15 protein-coding genes are annotated in these 16,180 nt (G+C 38.5%); 3 read left to right on the forward strand and 12 right to left on the reverse strand.

Going from position 1 to position 16,180, the window contains the following annotated elements; all coding sequences use genetic code 11:
- Nucleotides 1-2 precede the first annotated feature (2 nt).
- The gene (locus IQ282_RS10645; RefSeq protein WP_194851835.1) at nucleotides 3-488 is read left to right on the forward strand and encodes an ExbD/TolR family protein; all 486 of its coding nucleotides are present in this window, start codon (nucleotides 3-5) and stop codon (nucleotides 486-488) included.
- 85 nt (nucleotides 489-573) lie between these two features.
- Entirely contained in the window at nucleotides 574-1,293 is a 720-nt protein-coding gene (locus IQ282_RS10650; RefSeq protein ID WP_194851836.1) for a porin family protein, read from the forward strand.
- Here the strand turns inward: IQ282_RS10650 and IQ282_RS10655 are convergent.
- Nucleotides 1,290-1,895 (reverse strand): hypothetical protein, encoded by a 606-nt coding sequence (locus tag IQ282_RS10655; protein ID WP_194851837.1) that lies wholly within the window; start codon nucleotides 1,893-1,895, stop codon nucleotides 1,290-1,292. The two genes, IQ282_RS10650 and IQ282_RS10655, sit on opposite strands and share 4 nt — an antisense overlap.
- Nucleotides 1,896-1,901: 6 nt before the next feature.
- The gene (rpoN, locus tag IQ282_RS10660; RefSeq protein ID WP_194851838.1) at nucleotides 1,902-3,350 is read right to left on the reverse strand and encodes an RNA polymerase factor sigma-54; all 1,449 of its coding nucleotides are present in this window, start codon (nucleotides 3,348-3,350) and stop codon (nucleotides 1,902-1,904) included.
- Between the two features lie 143 nt (nucleotides 3,351-3,493).
- Here rpoN and IQ282_RS10665 point away from each other — a divergent pair, with 143 nt between their 5' ends.
- Nucleotides 3,494-3,685 carry a hypothetical protein gene (locus IQ282_RS10665; RefSeq protein ID WP_194851839.1) on the forward strand — a complete coding sequence of 64 codons (192 nt, stop codon included), beginning with the start codon at nucleotides 3,494-3,496 and terminating at the stop codon, nucleotides 3,683-3,685.
- Here the strand turns inward: IQ282_RS10665 and asnS are convergent.
- The 10 genes from asnS to rpsI all read right to left on the reverse strand — a co-directional run bounded on the left by asnS (nucleotide 3,682) and on the right by rpsI (nucleotide 16,178).
- Nucleotides 3,682-5,130, reverse strand: coding sequence for an asparagine--tRNA ligase (asnS, locus tag IQ282_RS10670; protein ID WP_194851840.1), 1,449 nt, complete (start codon nucleotides 5,128-5,130; stop codon nucleotides 3,682-3,684). The two genes, IQ282_RS10665 and asnS, sit on opposite strands and share 4 nt — an antisense overlap.
- 426 nt (nucleotides 5,131-5,556) lie before the next feature.
- The gene (locus IQ282_RS10675) at nucleotides 5,557-7,947 is read right to left on the reverse strand and encodes an efflux RND transporter permease subunit (RefSeq protein ID WP_194851841.1); all 2,391 of its coding nucleotides are present in this window, start codon (nucleotides 7,945-7,947) and stop codon (nucleotides 5,557-5,559) included.
- 73 nt (nucleotides 7,948-8,020) lie between these two features.
- Entirely contained in the window at nucleotides 8,021-10,114 is a 2,094-nt protein-coding gene (locus tag IQ282_RS10680) for a DUF5686 family protein (protein ID WP_228547291.1), read from the reverse strand.
- Between the two features lie 225 nt (nucleotides 10,115-10,339).
- Nucleotides 10,340-10,894, reverse strand: coding sequence for a ribosome recycling factor (frr, locus tag IQ282_RS10685; RefSeq protein WP_194851843.1), 555 nt, complete (start codon nucleotides 10,892-10,894; stop codon nucleotides 10,340-10,342).
- Nucleotides 10,895-10,934: 40 nt separating this feature from the next.
- Entirely contained in the window at nucleotides 10,935-11,642 is a 708-nt protein-coding gene (gene pyrH, locus IQ282_RS10690; protein WP_194851844.1) for a UMP kinase, read from the reverse strand.
- A gap of 67 nt (nucleotides 11,643-11,709) precedes the next feature.
- Nucleotides 11,710-12,633 carry a hypothetical protein gene (locus IQ282_RS10695; RefSeq protein WP_194851845.1) on the reverse strand — a complete coding sequence of 308 codons (924 nt, stop codon included), beginning with the start codon at nucleotides 12,631-12,633 and terminating at the stop codon, nucleotides 11,710-11,712.
- A gap of 51 nt (nucleotides 12,634-12,684) precedes the next feature.
- Nucleotides 12,685-13,593, reverse strand: a complete 909-nt coding sequence (locus IQ282_RS10700) for a hypothetical protein (RefSeq protein WP_194851846.1) — start codon at nucleotides 13,591-13,593, stop codon at nucleotides 12,685-12,687.
- A gap of 193 nt (nucleotides 13,594-13,786) precedes the next feature.
- Nucleotides 13,787-14,749, reverse strand: a complete 963-nt coding sequence (gene tsf, locus IQ282_RS10705) for a translation elongation factor Ts (RefSeq protein ID WP_194851847.1) — start codon at nucleotides 14,747-14,749, stop codon at nucleotides 13,787-13,789.
- Between the two features lie 36 nt (nucleotides 14,750-14,785).
- Nucleotides 14,786-15,610 (reverse strand): 30S ribosomal protein S2, encoded by an 825-nt coding sequence (gene rpsB, locus IQ282_RS10710; protein ID WP_194851848.1) that lies wholly within the window; start codon nucleotides 15,608-15,610, stop codon nucleotides 14,786-14,788.
- Between the two features lie 181 nt (nucleotides 15,611-15,791).
- A complete protein-coding gene (rpsI, locus tag IQ282_RS10715; RefSeq protein ID WP_194851849.1) occupies nucleotides 15,792-16,178 on the reverse strand; it encodes a 30S ribosomal protein S9 in 387 nt (128 codons plus the stop codon).
- Nucleotides 16,179-16,180 lie beyond the last annotated feature (2 nt).

Here is a 16,180-nt window from a genome sequence, read left to right on the forward strand (position 1 = left end):
TTATGTCAAAGTTTAAGAAACAAAAGAGTGGTGAATTACCCGCTATATCAACAGCATCGCTTCCCGACATCGTTTTTATGCTTCTTTTCTTCTTCATGGTTGCTACCGTGATGAGAGAAGATGAATTAATGATTGAGAATCGATTGCCTAATGCAAATCAGGTAGAAAAACTCGAGAGTAAAAATAAGTTGATCTATATTTATATAGGAAAACCTAGCGCACAGTATCAGAAAATCTACGGAGTTACTGATGTGATCCAGTTAGGGGATAAGATATCAAGTGTATCTGAAGTCCAAACCTATGTAAATTCGAAACGTAACGACATGCCTGAGGATATACAGGATGAGATGATGGTTTCATTAAAGGTTGATAGTAATTCTAAGGTAGGTCCACTTACAGATGTGAAGCAGGAGTTGCGGGATGCTATGGCTTTAAAGATTAATTATACGGCTAAGAAAGGCGATCCTATGCGTAATGTAAAACAATAGGACAGTTTAATTTATTTTAAAAACCATCTCATTTGAGGTGGTTTTTTTGTTCCTAAACATTACACTGAATACGTATCTTTAATTTATGAAAAAATTTCTCATCGCTCTCTGCTTGTTCTATAGTTTGCTCTCTGTCGCTCAAGATCGAGGCGTGACTAGAGAAGAGAATGCAATTCCAGAGGTCGTGGATAGCCTCTACAGAGAAGATCAGTTTTATCTAGGTCTATCATTTAACTTACTCATAAATGAACCACCGAAATTCTCTCAAAACGGATTTTCAGGAGGTATTCATTTAGGGTTTATACGTGATATGCCTATAAATAAACGACGCAACGTTGCGATAGGAGTAGGTTTAGGTTTTTCAACCAATACCTTCAACTCAAATCTTTTTATAGGTGAATCTGAAGACGGTCAGTCCATATTTAAGGTGTTAGATGATAATGAAATTGACTTTAGGTCAAACCGCTTTAACACAAACCTTATTGAGGTTCCCATCCAGTTTAGATGGCGTACTTCTACTGCTACTGCAACCAATTTCTGGCGTATATATCCAGGAATGAAATTGGGATATATCTTTGCGTTCAAATCAACGTTCAGACAGAACGACATCACATTACGACAAACAGATGTTCCAGAGTTGAACAAACTGCGTTACGTGGCAACTTTAGCTATAGGTAATGGTAGTTTTAATGCATTTGTTCATTACAATTTGAACACATTATTTGATAACGAAGCCGTAACTTCTTCTGGAAGTAAAGTCGGTCTACAACCTATAAAGTTTGGGGTAGAATTTTATCTGTTTTAAAGAATATAATAAGCAGCCAGACTTATTTGAATCAGCAGTCCGGCAATTGTGCCGCAAACCAACTCAGCCACAGTATGTGCTTTCATAGAGAGGCGGGAGGAAGCGGTCAATCCTGTTGCAACACTCAATCCTATGATGGAATAAAGCAATGGTATTCCTATTAATAGACTTATTGCTATAACAAAACCTAATGCCCCAGCAATCCCCATCATATGAAGGCTGATTTTAAACTGAAATATGGCCAAAACTAGCGCCACTATAGTTGACATCAACAAACCTATGAAAAAGTAATATAGGGGTCCGTAAATGCTGTCCTGGAAGACACCACGCAATAGGATGATAATTAATATAGCATAAATAACCAGCGGGATCAGTCGTTCTTTTGTACTTGAAAGATGAACACTATCAGCTAGTTTCAAAATCTTCAATACGGTATAGATCACAAGAGGGATCGCTGTCGTTGTAATACCTATGATGTAGAGCTTCAAAGGAACATTAGGATTTCCTATTCCTTCAGAATAGCTTAGAAACCACACGGAAACCAATAGCGGTATCAATAATGGGCTTGAAATATAACTCCAGAACCGCAGGAACCACTTCATGCGCGATTAGATTTGTTTGCGTAAACGCGCTACGGGAATATCTAACTGTTCCCTGTATTTAGCAACGGTCCGTCTGGCTATGGGATATCCTTTTTCTTTTAGAATTTCAGCAAGTTTTTGATCAGTAAGGGGTCTTTTTTTACTTTCTTCCTTGATTACGGTTTCAAGAATCTTTTTGATCTCACGGGTAGAAACTTCCTCACCATCCGTATTGGTCATAGATTCAGAGAAGAATACTTTTATGAGCTTCGTTCCATAAGGTGTATCTACATATTTAGAGTTTGCAACTCTTGATACCGTAGAAACATCCATTTGAATCTCATCTGCAATATCTTTTAAAATCATGGGACGCAGGTTGCGCTCGTCACCAGTTAGAAAATATTTTTTCTGATAGTTCATGATGCTCGACATGGTCATAAACAAAGTTTCTTGACGTTGTTTAATAGCTTCAATAAACCATTTAGCACCATCTAATTTTTGTTTGATAAACATGACCGCATCTTTTTGGGACTTGGTTTTTTCTTTCGCTTCTTTATAACCTTTTAGCATGTTCGAGTAATCTCGACTCACGTGCAATTCTGGGGTATTGCGGCCGTTTAGGGTCAGCTCTAGGTCACCGTCTTTGATTCTAATCGTAAAATCTGGAACTACTTGCTCCACAATTCTAGTACTTCCACCCGCATAAGAACTTCCAGGTTTAGGATTCAAATGACTAATCTCATCGATTGCCTCTCTTAATTGATCCTCTGTAATGTCATATTTCCCTATGAGTTTCTGATAATGCTTCTTGCTGAATGCATCAAAGGAATCACGTATAATATTAAGTGCCAATATCGTTGATGGGTTGTTCCGCTTTCGCGAAAGCTGAATCACTAGACATTCACGCAAGTCTCTAGCACCCACGCCAGCAGGATCTAATTGATGTACAATTTTTAAGACTTTTTCAACCTCAGAGACTTCTGTGTAGATATTCATGGTAAATGCAAGATCATCAGTGATGTCTTCCATACTGCGGCGTATATAACCGCTACTATCAATACTTCCCACGAGGAATTCTGCGATCCCGCGATCCTGCTCACTCAATCGTCTTGTGTTGAGTTGATCTGTTAGGGTTTGTGTAAAGGACTTACCAGAGGCATATGGAATGCTCGTTTCCTCATCATCTGCGCTGTAATTGTTGGCTCTTGTACGATAATCGGGAGTCTCGTCGTCACTTAAGTAATCATCAACATTAATATCTGGCTCTGGAGCATCGTCATATTCATCCTCGTTTGAAAACTCATCGTATTCATCATCACTCTTTTCCTTACCGTTATCCAGTGCAGGGTTTTCCTCTAATTCTGATTTCACGCGTTGTTCAAATGCTTGCGTGGGCAACTGGATCAGTTTCATCAACTGGATCTGTTGCGGCGATAGCTTCTGCGAAAGCTTGAAATTTAAGGACTGTTTAAGCATGGTGGTTTACTTGACTAGTAAAAATAGAAAAAGCCAGTAGTTTATATGCCATTGAAATTATAAAAAACGTAATTAAGGTTCGACTTGCTGATTAAGGCTTTAGAGTTTCCTGATTTGTATTTACAAAGTATGGATTAAGGATTATGAAATCAGTTTTTCGGGCGTTCCCTGCGGGCGGGCTGTTTGTTACAATCTTTTACCACCAAAGGCAAAAAGCCTCTGGTGGTAAAAGGATTTACACTTCCATCCCTAACGCAAATGCAACAGCAATCAAAGTAATGGATCATAAAAAAGTCCCGTTTAAAACGGGACTTTTTAGTTATTATATATCTTAAAAAGCAGCATTTCCAGGCGTTCGTGGGAATGGTATGACATCTCTAATGTTAGTCATACCAGTAACAAACAGGACTAATCTTTCAAAACCAAGACCGAATCCACTATGAGTAACACTGCCAAATTTGCGCATCTCTAAATACCACCAAAGTTCTTCTTCTGGAATTCCCATGGTTTCCATTTTTTGCTTCAATACGTCATAACGTTCTTCCCGCTGCGATCCACCTACAATCTCACCAATTCCTGGGAATAGAATATCCATGGCGCGAACGGTCTCGCGTCCTTCTTGATCCTTTTCATTCAAACGCATATAGAACGCCTTAATTTTTGCAGGATAATCAAATAGGATCACAGGACATTTAAAGTGCTTTTCTACTAGGAAACGCTCGTGCTCTGACTGTAAATCAGCACCCCATTCTTCAATGATGTAGTTGAATTTTTTCTTTTTGTTAGGCTTGGAAGATCTTAAAATATCAATCGCTTCTGTATAGGAAACACGCTTGAAGTTGTTTTTAGAAACGAAATCCAACTTTTCCTTTAGAGGCATCGGGCTTCGATCTGCCTCTGGCTTTGATTTTTCTTCCTCGATCAATCGGTTTTCAAGGAAGTCGATATCTTCTGCACAATTTTTCATGGCATAGTCAATCACATCTTTAATGAAATCTTCCGCAAGATCCATGTTATCCTGTAAATCGTTGAAGGCAACTTCTGGCTCAATCATCCAGAACTCTGCTAGATGCCGTGAAGTGTTTGAATTTTCTGCACGGAATGTAGGGCCGAAGGTATAAACTTGACCCAGTCCCATCGCATAAGTTTCAGCTTCCAGCTGTCCAGAAACAGTCAGGTTAGATTCTTTGCCGAAAAAGTCTTTTTTATAATCAACCTCACCATCTTCTGTGAGTGGCGTGTTTTTAGGGTCAAGGGTGCTAACTCTAAACATTTCTCCAGCGCCTTCCGCATCGCTACCGGTTAAAATAGGAGTGTGTGCTTGATAGAACCCTTTTTCTTGAAAGTACCTATGAACCGCAAACGATAAGGCTGCTCTAACGCGCATCACTGCACCAAAGGTATTCGTACGCACTCTTAAGTGCGCTTGCTCCCGCAAGGTTTCCAGGTTGTGTCTTTTAGGGGACAGTACTGTTTTCTTGACATCTTCAGGGTCTGCAGTAGCTAGTAACTTTACATTCACAGCTTGCAACTCTACACGCTGACCGCTACCAGAACTCTCTACCAGTGTTCCTGTAACAGATATTGCTGCAGCGATGTTAATTTGATCCAGAACAGCTCGGTCAAAATTCTCTGGTTCAATCACGCATTGAAGGTTTCCTAAACAAGAGCCGTCATTTAAGGCAATAAATCGGTCGTTTCTAAAACTGCGTACCCATCCTTTTACGGTAATCTCATGGAGTGATGGATCTGATTGAAGAAGTGCTGCTATTCTTTTCATTATGGTGGTTATATTCTAATCGAGCAAATATAATTTTAATGACTAGTATATTCAACCTAGCAGGCTGCAAATGCAATTTAACATGGTCAAATAAACGTTTTTTGATCAGGGACTGAAAGTTTCTATTAGCGACCACAAGCTATTAATCTATCATTAACCTTCAAAAAAGGAAATCAAAATACAAGGAAAGATGTTTTATCTGATATTTAAATGAATAGCCCTTATCGGTCTCACAATGATTTGAGATTCAAAAACTCCATAAACTGCTACTTATAGTGACCTGAATTTTAATGGAGAATTATGATTAAAAAATTTATTTTCCAGCCTCCAGCCTCCAGCCTCCAGCATCCAGCGACTTAAGCCGAACAAGCAACGAGAAAGACCTATTTCAACATTCTCTGATCAATATTTGATATTTACCTCCTTTTATTCATCTTCATCCAGATCTTTTGCGATAATCGGAATTGCAGGTTTTTTGATGGTTTCTTTGTTTGCAATCAATCGTTCTAAAGAAAGCAACATACTAGGAAGTAGTAATAAGTTAGCAAGCATTGCAAATAGGAGCGTGGCACTAACTAATGCTCCCAGAGCTACGGTTCCTCCAAAACTAGAAATCGTGAACGTACTAAAACCGAAAAATAACACAATGGAGGTATAAAACATACTCACGCCAGCCTCTCGCAGCGCACCGAAAACAGATTTCTTAATCTTCCAGTTGTTTGCAATAAGCTCTTGACGGTATTTGGCTAGAAAGTGAATGGTATCATCTACAGAAATACCAAAGGCAATAGAAAAGACAAGAATGGTGGAAGGCTTTATGGGCACGCCTAGATAGCCCATGAGTCCTGCGGTAATGATTAGCGGTAATAAATTGGGAACTAAGGATACTAAAATCATTTTAAATGATTTGAACATCCAGGCCATAAATAACGCGATCAATAGAATTGCAAGGGATAGGGAAATAATCAAATTATTGATCAAATAATTTGTTCCTTTTTGAAAGACTAAGGCCTTTCCTGTTAGCAGTGTATTATATTTTTCTGGCGGAAAAACGTTGTTGATTTCTGTAAGGAGATTTTCCTCCACACGTTCCATGCGATCTGTTCCCATGTCTTTCATAAAGGTAGTAATGCGCGCATACCTACCAGTACTATCTACATAGCTGGACATTAATCCTATGTCTGTGCCGCTACCTTCCATTAAAGGCGCCATAAAAAGACGCTCATTTCCTGTAGGTAAATCATAGAATTCGGCATCACCGCCATAAAAGGCCTGTTTTGAATATTTAACGAGACTGACAACAGACAGTGGTCGGGACAATTCTGGAGTTTCAAGAATGTGTTCTTCCAGTCGGTCCAATTTCTTTAAGTTTTTTGAAGAGGTAACGCCTTCCTTTTTCTTAGTGTCAATGACAATTTCAACCGGCATGATCCCATCAAAACTATTTTCAAAGAATTTAATGTCCTTATAAAATTGCTCGCCTTTAGGCATATCCTCAATAAGACTTCCAGAAACACGTATCTGTGCTATTCCTATCATGCTTATGATCAAAATAATCACACTGGAAATATAAATGGTGATTCTGCGATTTCGCACCATTTGCTCCATCCAACTTACAAACGCACCTATCCATCGTTTCCTGAGATGTTCTAAATGGCGTTTTTTAGGAACCTTTAAATAGCTGTAAGTAATAGGAATGATCATCAAACTGATCAAGAAAATACACACGATACAAATGGACGCTACGACACCAAATTCTTTTAAAAGCGTACTTTCTGTAAAAATAAAAGTCGCAAAACCACTTGCTGTGGTTAGGTTAGTCATTAAAGTAGCATTTCCCACTTTAGTAATAACGCGTTGCAGAGATTTGGCCTGGTTGCCGTGTTTTTTTATCTCCTGCTGGTATTTATTAATTAAGAAGATACAGTTGGGTATTCCTATAACGATAATTAATGGGGGAATTAAGGCGGTCAGTACAGTGATCTCATAGCGCAGTAATCCTAAAATTCCAAAAGCCCACATGACGCCTATCACAACGGTAATGATTGAAATAAAAGTGGCTCGCCATGACCTGAAGAAAAAGAAGAAAATCCCAGAAGTGATTAGTAGGGCAGCAAGTAAAAACAGACCTATTTCATCTACGATATTTTTAGCATTAAGAGTGCGTATGTATGGCATCCCGGACACCTTTATGTCAATGTCTGCATTGGTACTAAATCGCTCAATCAATGGCTGCAAATCATTAAGGACAAAAACCTGGCGGACTTCCGTATTTACGATATCCTTTTTAAGATATATCGCTGTACGTAGAACACTGTCCTTTTCAGAAAAAATAAGATTTTTATAGAATGGTAGATTGCTGTAAAGCTCCTTTTTTACGTTTCTTAATTCCTGATTTGAAGTGAGCGGTTCTTGAACCAGCTTTTTAGTTTCAAACTTAGTTCCATCTTCTGATTTGATCAGCTCTGGAAGATTAGCGGTAGAAAGCACCAAATCAACCTCCGCAAATGTTGCGATGCTATCTGCTAGCTGGTTCCAAGCATTAAATTTTTGATAAGATTGTAACTCACTATCTTCAATACCCAAAATAATCAAGTTTCCTTCCTCACCAAATCTTGATAGAAACTCGTTGTATTCAAGATTTACGGGATGGTCATCTGGCAGTAGGTTTGCCTCTGTATGTGTGAATTGGAGGTTTTTCCATTGCGTCGCAAAACCAATAGTGATCAAAACAATAGCGCTCAACAATACGATTCTATTGCGCAGTATCAATCCCGCTACACTATCCCAAAAATTAAAACTGAATAATTTACCCATTGACTTTAGACCAGAATACAAATGTAGTGCTTAAAGAAATGCGGGTTGAAATGAGTGGACTGGAATTAGTCTATTACAACTCGAGATAAAATGTAAATTTTAAGGAGATGTTATCTTCAAACGTCGGTAAATGGTAAGCTCCATAGCGGTAAGCAGCACTAATTCCAAAACCGTAGAGTAGCTTATTGAGCTCAAAACCACTTTCTAAATAACCGTGTTCTAAAGTTTGAAAATCAACATTCAAATGCTGTTGCTTGTCATCTAGGTTCCCAATCGCATATCTTGAAATTAAAACTAATTCTGGCTGTAAAAACGAGGCTATTTTGAAGGGTGCAAACTCGTGTTTGATCTGACCTATTGCAATTCTATCAGAGAAAAATTCATTAAAAAACATCGTCTCAAAACTGCGACGACCAGCTACTGAAAAACGTTTAAATATGGTCTCTTTATTAGGTGCATTAGGATAGGCATGAAACAAATGGGTTAAAGGAACCTCGCCACTTGCATAGTGCCCTTCCACAGAAAATTCTGTCCGTGATTTGTCAGACTGTACAATGGTGTAAGCTCCCTTAGCAGATACTTTTAAATAATTAAAGTCAGCATCGAGTACATCCTTGAATCCCTTAGTTAATTGAGCGCTAAATACAGGATATCCAGCCGTGGTCTCCTCATAACCCTTCGGTGTGCGCATGTAATCACTATATGGACTCCAGCGAGCACCTACTTTAAGCTCAGATAAAGTGTACTGATCGAATGGATCTGATCCTGGTTGAAATGCATACGTAGTAGTTTGATCAATTTGCTTTCGCGAAAGCGAAACTTCACTCAAAACCGATGGTAATAATCGCTGTTGTAAAGAGGTTCCAACTTCTCGATACTTATAAAATGTTGGAATATTTACCAACCTAGGTTCAAATAGAGAATAAACACGAGCATCAGTCAAGAAACTTTCTGCTGCAAACTCATTAATATCGTCGGTGTAAAAAACGTTTAACCATGTATTATTCTCTTTGCTCAAACGATAACCTGTATTGACATTAAATTTGAGCTTTTTGTCCTTGGTACCATAAGCTACATAGCCTCCGAACCTGAGGTTTTCAAATAATTTCTCGTTAGTCGTGCCACCTATCCCTAACCGGAAGGCTTCATAATTGTTATATTTAACTAGGTATTTCAAGTCGATATCAAAAAAGCCCACGGGATAATAACCCACTTTGAACTTGTCTAAGGTTTCTAGTTTTTGGGTAACATTTGTGGCGATTACAACGCTATCGATGGTCTTATAGGAAGCAAATTCGTCATTTGTATTATCGGCACGAACTCTAAATTCTGTCCAGTAATTATCAGGCTTCGTAATTGATTCTTCCAGTACCTCTTTTATCAAACCTGGACGGCCGTAATCCTGTTTTAAGGAAGTCTCGAGATCGTAATTGATAGCTTTCAAAAACACATAGAGATCCTCATTTTCTTTCTTTTTACCTTTCTCAATTCCCACTTGGAATCTAGCACCGAAGAGTTCTAACTCTTTTTTATCCTTTTCTTTTTTAATGGATAGGAAACGTTCTGTGTGGAACCACAATTTCAGATCTTCCTCATAGACAAAATTATGAATCGCTTGAACTTCTAATTTTCCTGTATTTGAAAAAACGGCTCTTGCCAGCGCTTTAGTTTCTTTATCTACATAAAAACTACCATTCAATGTGGAGGGATTGCGATCGTTGATGGGTTGAAAATCTATACGGGTTACAGGTCTTCCGTCGATAACGGAATCCTGTTTCTTTTGATAAAAATAATTGCGAATTCCCTTTTCACTGATGGGGTTTATAAACTCGCGATCAAAAATAATGTAGGGGGAGTGGTACGCATTAACAGACTGAAAATTGATGTTGTAAATAGGATACACAGGTTCGTCAAATCCAGGCATATCTGCACCCGTGATTTGTTCCTTCAATCCGTATTCTTCTGTGTATAAATAGGTAGAGGTTTTCTCTGCAAAAAACACATCAGTCTGCTTTAGAGTTTTGCGCAACTCTGTTTTTTTGTAACCAGGACCAGTGATGGCTTCTGGATCACCCGTAATTTTTAAATTCTCGTAACTCTTATATTGAAATTTATCCAGTGCTTGCTCAATATCGTTTGATGGAGATTTAAGCAGGATCTCTTTCATTAGTATTAGATCTTCAGGAAACGGAATCCTGTTTTGTGCTAAAGAAGTTATAGTGATCAAAAAAAAGAACAGAGTCAAGAATTGCTTCATAGAAAAAGGATACATTAAGGTTTTCAAAATTAATAAAAGACTGGGAATCAAGCCTGATAGATAGGAAGATATTGTGAGGGTCAAACAATAAAGCCAGCAGTTAGCTGGCTTCATAATCATGGGCTACAGAATAGATCACACTGTCATGATCTCTCTTTCTTTAGCATCTATCATTTCATCAATTTTGACAATATGTTTATCGGTTAGGGTTTGAACATCGCCTTCTGCATTTTTGAGTAAATCTTCTGAAATCTCTAGTTTCTTAAGTTCATTCATGGCGTTTTTACGGTCGTTGCGTATACCTATTTTAGCATCTTCTCCTTCAGAACGTGCTTGTTTTCCTAGTTGTAAACGTCGCTCTTCTGTAAGTACAGGAACGTTTATAATAACGCTTTCACCATTATTCATGGGATTTAAGCCTAGATTAGCGATCATGATGCCTTTTTCAATTTCAGGAATCAGGCCTTTTTCCCAGGGTTGTACAGTAATCGTGCGCGCATCTGTGGTATTTACATTAGCCACTCGTGTCAAGGGTGTCTGACTTCCATAATAATCAACCATTACACCACCTAGCATTGCAGGACTTGCCTTACCAGCACGTATGTTCAATAAGGACTTCTCAAGGTGTTTGATGGCATTGCTCATATCTTCTTGAGCACTGTCTATAACAAAATCTACTTCTTCATTCATGGTATTGTCTTTTTTAAGAGACGGCAAAAATTTGCCAGTTTTATAATTGTACTTTAGTTCCTATTGCTTCTCCTTTAATCAGTTTCAATAGATTACCAGAGGTGTTCATGTCAAAAACAATAATAGGTAATTCATTTTCTTGACTCAGTGTAAATGCGGTAGTGTCCATAACTTTAAGACCTTTACTCAATACATCTTCAAAAGAGATAAAATCAAATTTGGTCGCATTTTTATCCTTTTCAGGATCTGCTGTATAAATTCCATCGACACGGGTTCCTTTAAGAATAACATCTGCTTCAATCTCGATAGCTCTCAAAACTGCGGCACTATCTGTTGTGAAATATGGATTCCCGGTACCACCACCGAATATGACCACACGACCTTTTTCTAAATGTCGCATTGCCTTTCTTCTTATAAAAGGCTCTGCAACCTCGTTGATGTGAATCGCACTTTGCAACCTAGTGGGAACTCCTGCATCCTCACATGCGCTTTGCAATGCTAATCCATTAATGACAGTTGCAAGCATTCCCATGTGATCACCCTGAACGCGATCCATACCGTTGCTAGCTCCTGCAACACCTCTAAAGATATTGCCGCCACCTATTACTATAGCTACTTGAACGCCCGTATCGACCACATCTTTGATCTCTTTGGCATAACCTGCAAGCCTGACTGGATCAATACCGTATTGACGATCTCCCATAAGGGCTTCTCCAGAAAGTTTAAGTAATATGCGGTTGTATTTCATAGTGTGTTGAGTCGTGTGTGTTGCAAATATAATTTAATGCCAGCGATTCCTTTAAGGCGTTTAACACTCAATTTTTAAGTACTAATCTATAAAGTTGACTATTTGCAGTGGCTTCTTCATCCCCTAGCTTGAGATTAACGGCTTCACTTGATAGGTAATAGATTTCGTTATCTCCTATCGTTTCAAAGAAGGTGATTCCCTCAACTTGTGCTCCATTTTCAATAGGTAATTCTATACGCTTAATCAATTGATACCCTTTGATTACTTTCCCCAAAACCGCTACAAATGGCTCCAGACCACTATTGTAACCGCATAATATTATGTTGATTTTTCCATTAGTTGTTGCTCCTGTTACTAGACCATTAATAATAATACTCTGAGAATGATCCAATTCATAACTACCTACAACGTCAGGAATGCTGTAGACCTCTGTGGTGAAATCTATCCAATTTTTAGAAAATAACAATAGCTTTCCATCCTTATAGGTTAAGGCTTCTCCATCATAGGAATTGTTTTGCAACTTGCTTGTAAAATCTTGTTGCCACTTATAGGATATGTTTATTTTTTCCGGAACAACTCCTGAGTCTTTAATCGATTCTAATGGGAATTTATAAATGGTAAGATCCTTTCTGTTGCCTTCGTTATTGCCTGTATCGGCCAGAAAAAGATGCGTAGAGCTTAAGGTAATATCTTCCCAATCCACGTTTACAGCATTTGAAAAAGTAGTGCTGTCTTCTATATTTCCAGCGGTGTCAATAAAGTAAATAGTAGGAGACGCACCACTATCATTATGAGCAATTAGTTTACCATTGTACTTCACCAGACCAGAAGTTTCGGTTATTTCAAAAGCTAGATCCGTTACCACTTCAAAAGAAACTATTTCAACTGATTTTTCTTTAGTCGCCTGCTGGGTAGAGCCACAACTAGTCATGGCAAGTGCAAGGATTAATGCACAAATAAAGGTTGTTACAGATGGCCTTTTAGGTTTCATAGCAGGTTATTTTAAATAGTTCGCTTTCGCGAAAGCGGATTAACACACCCCTTATTCATTCCATTTCAATTCATAAAGGTTAGCAGGAAACTCAATGTTCTGGCCAGCGATAATGCGCGTAAATTTTTCACTAGTTAAATAATAGGTGAACGCGCCATCCACTTTTCCAGCATAAGTTATGCCCTCAATTTGAGATCCCGTTCCCAACATTCCAGTAATGTCAACCTTGCGATGCATTGTGGGCAACCCATCTATAATTTTCAATTGAGCAACAAATGGGGAAAGAGTAGGGCTGTAACCACAAATAACAATGGTGCCATCTGGAGTAGTTGTAGCTCCTGTGACTAAACCACCTATGTTTAGAGTAGTAAGTGGATCTGATGGATAATTCCCAGCCTGAGTGCTGAATCTGTAGATCTTAGTATCTAATTTAACCCAGTCTTTTGTAAAAACATACATCTGACCTTCTATCACTGCAATGGCCTCTGCATCATAGCTGTTTTTATTGTATTCTCCATTCCCAAAATCAGTTTGATCATTAAATGAAAACGAGATCGTTTCAATAGCCGCTTTAGGATTATTCATCTGTGATTTTGCAATCTTGAAGATTTGTAAATCCTTTCTGTTAGCTAGATTATTTCCAATGTCTGCGATGTAAATAAAATTGTCATCAGATGCGATATCCTCCCAGTCTTTTACACGAGCGTTTTGATAAGATATCGTTTCATTGATGGTGCCATCGAGATTGAGTTGTAACAAATTTGCAACGCCACCCATATCGCTATGGGAATATAATTTTCCATTTAGAAATAAAGCTCCAGAGGACTCTGTTAATTGAGGGTCCAAGTCAGCAATCTTTTGAATTTCAAAAACAGGCTCGCTGTCTGTCTCAATTTCCGCTGGATCCTTTGACTCACAACTGGCGACTAGAGATATTATAAGGAGAATACGGTACGTCATGCCGCAAGATAGTTTACACACGTTTTATGCATGTTAATAAACCTTCAAAGCAACAATCCGTTTTCATTTAAATAAGGTGGTTATTTCCTATTCAATTCCATAAATCAGATTCATAAAAGGGAAAACCTATCTTAAACAAAAAACCCTTTCTCGTGAGAGAAAGGGTTTTTAAAATCTTTTTGATAAGGTTTACTTATGCAATAGAAACTCTTTTGAATCCTACTACATTAGCTCCTTTTGAATCCACATATTGAGCTACCGTTTTCTTATCGTCCATGATAAAATCCTGGTCCAGTAAAGCAAGTTCTTTATCAAGAGAAACGTTGTCAGAGATGAAACGTTCTAGTTTTCCGGGAATAATCTTATCCCAGATCGCTTCCGGCTTTCCTTCTGCTTTCAATTCTGCTTCATAGTTTGCTTTCGCTTCTGCAAGAGCACCGTCTGTAACTTGTGATCTAGAGATAAATTGAGGAATGTTTTTAAGCGGCTTGCCTAAACGACCTCTCTCGATGTTATCCTTTTCAATCGCAGCGATACGGGCTTCAGTCTCAGACTGAACAAATGATGCATCAAAATCTTTGTAAGATAAAGTTGTCGCTCCCATAGAAGCTACCTGCATACTTACAGATTTTGCTACCTCTTCTTTATTGTCGCTTTCAGTTGTCAAACCAGTCAAAGCACCGATTTTTCCACCATGCACATAAGCACCTACAAATGGGGCCTCAAATACTTCAAAGCCTCCTATTTCTAGTTTCTCACCTATAACACCAGTCTGCTCAATCAACTTTTCTCCTACGGTCATCCCGTCAAGATCAGCGGCAAGAACTTCTTCTTCAGTGTTACAGCTAAAAGCTGCATTTGCTACCTTTTCAGCTAGCTCAAGATAAGAATCGTTTTTTGCAACAAAATCAGTTTCACAGTTCAATGATAAAAGTATACCTCTGGTATTTTCATCATTGATTTTTGCTACTACCACACCTTCAGAAGAATCGCGGTCTGCTCTTTTTGCTGCAACTTTTTGTCCTTTTTTTCTAAGGATGTCGATTGCTTTGTCAAAATCTCCGTCTGCTTCTACAAGGGCGTTTTTACAGTCCATCATACCAGCACCGGTCGTGTTTCTTAGTTTACCTACTTCAGCGGCGGTTATTTTTGCCATTTTGTACGTTTTATTTTAGGGTTATAAGAGTTGTTGTTATTCTTCCTCTTCAGATGAAGCGGCTACAGCTTTTTTCTCTTTCTTCTCTTTTTTGTCTGCAGAGTCGTCAGCTTTTTTAGCTTTCTTCTCTTTTTTCTCCTTAGGTTGATCGTTATCAGATCCACCGTCGCTCTTACGGTCTGCCAAGCCTTCTTTAACTGCATCAGTAGCAGCTTTCACAATAATCTCAATGGACTTAGAAGCATCATCGTTAGATGGGATTACATAATTGATATCACGTGGGTTAGCATTTGTATCTACCATTGCAAAAATAGGAATACCTAATTTCAAAGCTTCAGCAACTGCGATGTGTTCACGAACAGTATCAACAATAAATAGAGCTGCTGGCATACGTGTCATTTCAGAAATAGAACCTAAATTCTTCTCTAATTTTGCACGCATACGATCTACTTGAAGACGTTCTTTCTTAGAAAGAGTTTCATAGCGACCATCCTTTTTCATACGGTCTACAAGAGCCATCTTTTTAACTGCCTTACGGATTGTTACAAAGTTAGTTAGCATTCCACCAGGCCATCTTTCAGTGATGTAAGGCATGTCTGCATCTCCAGCATGTTGTGCAACGATATCTTTTGCTTGCTTCTTAGTAGCAACAAAAAGAATCTTACGTCCAGATGCAGCAATGCTACGCAATGCGTCTCTTGCTTCGTCTAGCTTTGCAGTAGTCTTGTAAAGGTTGATAATGTGGATTCCATTGCGTTCCATATAGATATACGGTGCCATGTTAGGATCCCATTTGCGGGTAAGGTGACCAAAGTGGACACCAGCGTCAAGTAAATCCTTGACTTCAATTGTATTTGCCATTGTTAAATAGTTTACGTTCTGTCAGATAGCAATGATCAAGTGGTCGTTCCACGATGGAAGTCGCCTTAAACATTTAGATGCTAAACTAGAACTCGAGGGCAATCGAGTTGACAGCAAATTAAAAAATAAATAAAGAACAAATCCCGTTTGATAGATATCAAACGGGAATGTGTATTGTGTATTAACGCTTGGAGAATTGGAATTTCTTTCTCGCTTTCTTTTGACCAAATTTCTTACGCTCGACCATTCTAGGATCACGAGTCATAAGACCTTCTGGTTTAAGAGCAAGTCTGTGTTCTGCATCGATCTCAACAAGAGCTCTTGAAATTGCAAGACGTATAGCTTCTGCCTGTCCTGTAATTCCACCACCGAAAACGTTTACCTTAACATCATATCCATCGACGTTGTCAGTAAGCATAAAAGGTTGCTTTACTTTATATTGTAACGTACCAGTAGTAAAATAGCTATCTAATGGTTTGTTGTTGATCGTGATTTCGCCTTTACCTTCAGTCATGTAGATACGGGCTACGGCAGTCTTTCTTCTACCTATTTTGTGTAATGTCTCCATAG

It is taken from the genome of Nonlabens antarcticus (assembly GCF_015356755.1).
Lineage (GTDB): Bacteria > Bacteroidota > Bacteroidia > Flavobacteriales > Flavobacteriaceae > Nonlabens > Nonlabens antarcticus.

What these genes read in the sequence shown, in the direction of transcription:
- IQ282_RS10645 (WP_194851835.1), top strand. Translation starts at nt 3, where the DNA reads ATGTCAAAGTTTAAGAAACAAAAGAGTGGTGAATTACCCGCTATATCA.
- IQ282_RS10650 (WP_194851836.1), top strand. Translation starts at nt 574, where the DNA reads ATGAAAAAATTTCTCATCGCTCTCTGCTTGTTCTATAGTTTGCTCTCT.
- IQ282_RS10655 (WP_194851837.1), bottom strand. Translation starts at nt 1,895, where the DNA reads ATGAAGTGGTTCCTGCGGTTCTGGAGTTATATTTCAAGCCCATTATTG.
- rpoN (WP_194851838.1), bottom strand. Translation starts at nt 3,350, where the DNA reads ATGCTTAAACAGTCCTTAAATTTCAAGCTTTCGCAGAAGCTATCGCCG.
- IQ282_RS10665 (WP_194851839.1), top strand. Translation starts at nt 3,494, where the DNA reads ATGAAATCAGTTTTTCGGGCGTTCCCTGCGGGCGGGCTGTTTGTTACA.
- asnS (WP_194851840.1), bottom strand. Translation starts at nt 5,130, where the DNA reads ATGAAAAGAATAGCAGCACTTCTTCAATCAGATCCATCACTCCATGAG.
- IQ282_RS10675 (WP_194851841.1), bottom strand. Translation starts at nt 7,947, where the DNA reads ATGGGTAAATTATTCAGTTTTAATTTTTGGGATAGTGTAGCGGGATTG.
- IQ282_RS10680 (WP_228547291.1), bottom strand. Translation starts at nt 10,114, where the DNA reads ATGAAAGAGATCCTGCTTAAATCTCCATCAAACGATATTGAGCAAGCA.
- frr (WP_194851843.1), bottom strand. Translation starts at nt 10,894, where the DNA reads ATGAATGAAGAAGTAGATTTTGTTATAGACAGTGCTCAAGAAGATATG.
- pyrH (WP_194851844.1), bottom strand. Translation starts at nt 11,642, where the DNA reads ATGAAATACAACCGCATATTACTTAAACTTTCTGGAGAAGCCCTTATG.
- IQ282_RS10695 (WP_194851845.1), bottom strand. Translation starts at nt 12,633, where the DNA reads ATGAAACCTAAAAGGCCATCTGTAACAACCTTTATTTGTGCATTAATC.
- IQ282_RS10700 (WP_194851846.1), bottom strand. Translation starts at nt 13,593, where the DNA reads ATGACGTACCGTATTCTCCTTATAATATCTCTAGTCGCCAGTTGTGAG.
- tsf (WP_194851847.1), bottom strand. Translation starts at nt 14,749, where the DNA reads ATGGCAAAAATAACCGCCGCTGAAGTAGGTAAACTAAGAAACACGACC.
- rpsB (WP_194851848.1), bottom strand. Translation starts at nt 15,610, where the DNA reads ATGGCAAATACAATTGAAGTCAAGGATTTACTTGACGCTGGTGTCCAC.
- rpsI (WP_194851849.1), bottom strand. Translation starts at nt 16,178, where the DNA reads ATGGAGACATTACACAAAATAGGTAGAAGAAAGACTGCCGTAGCCCGT.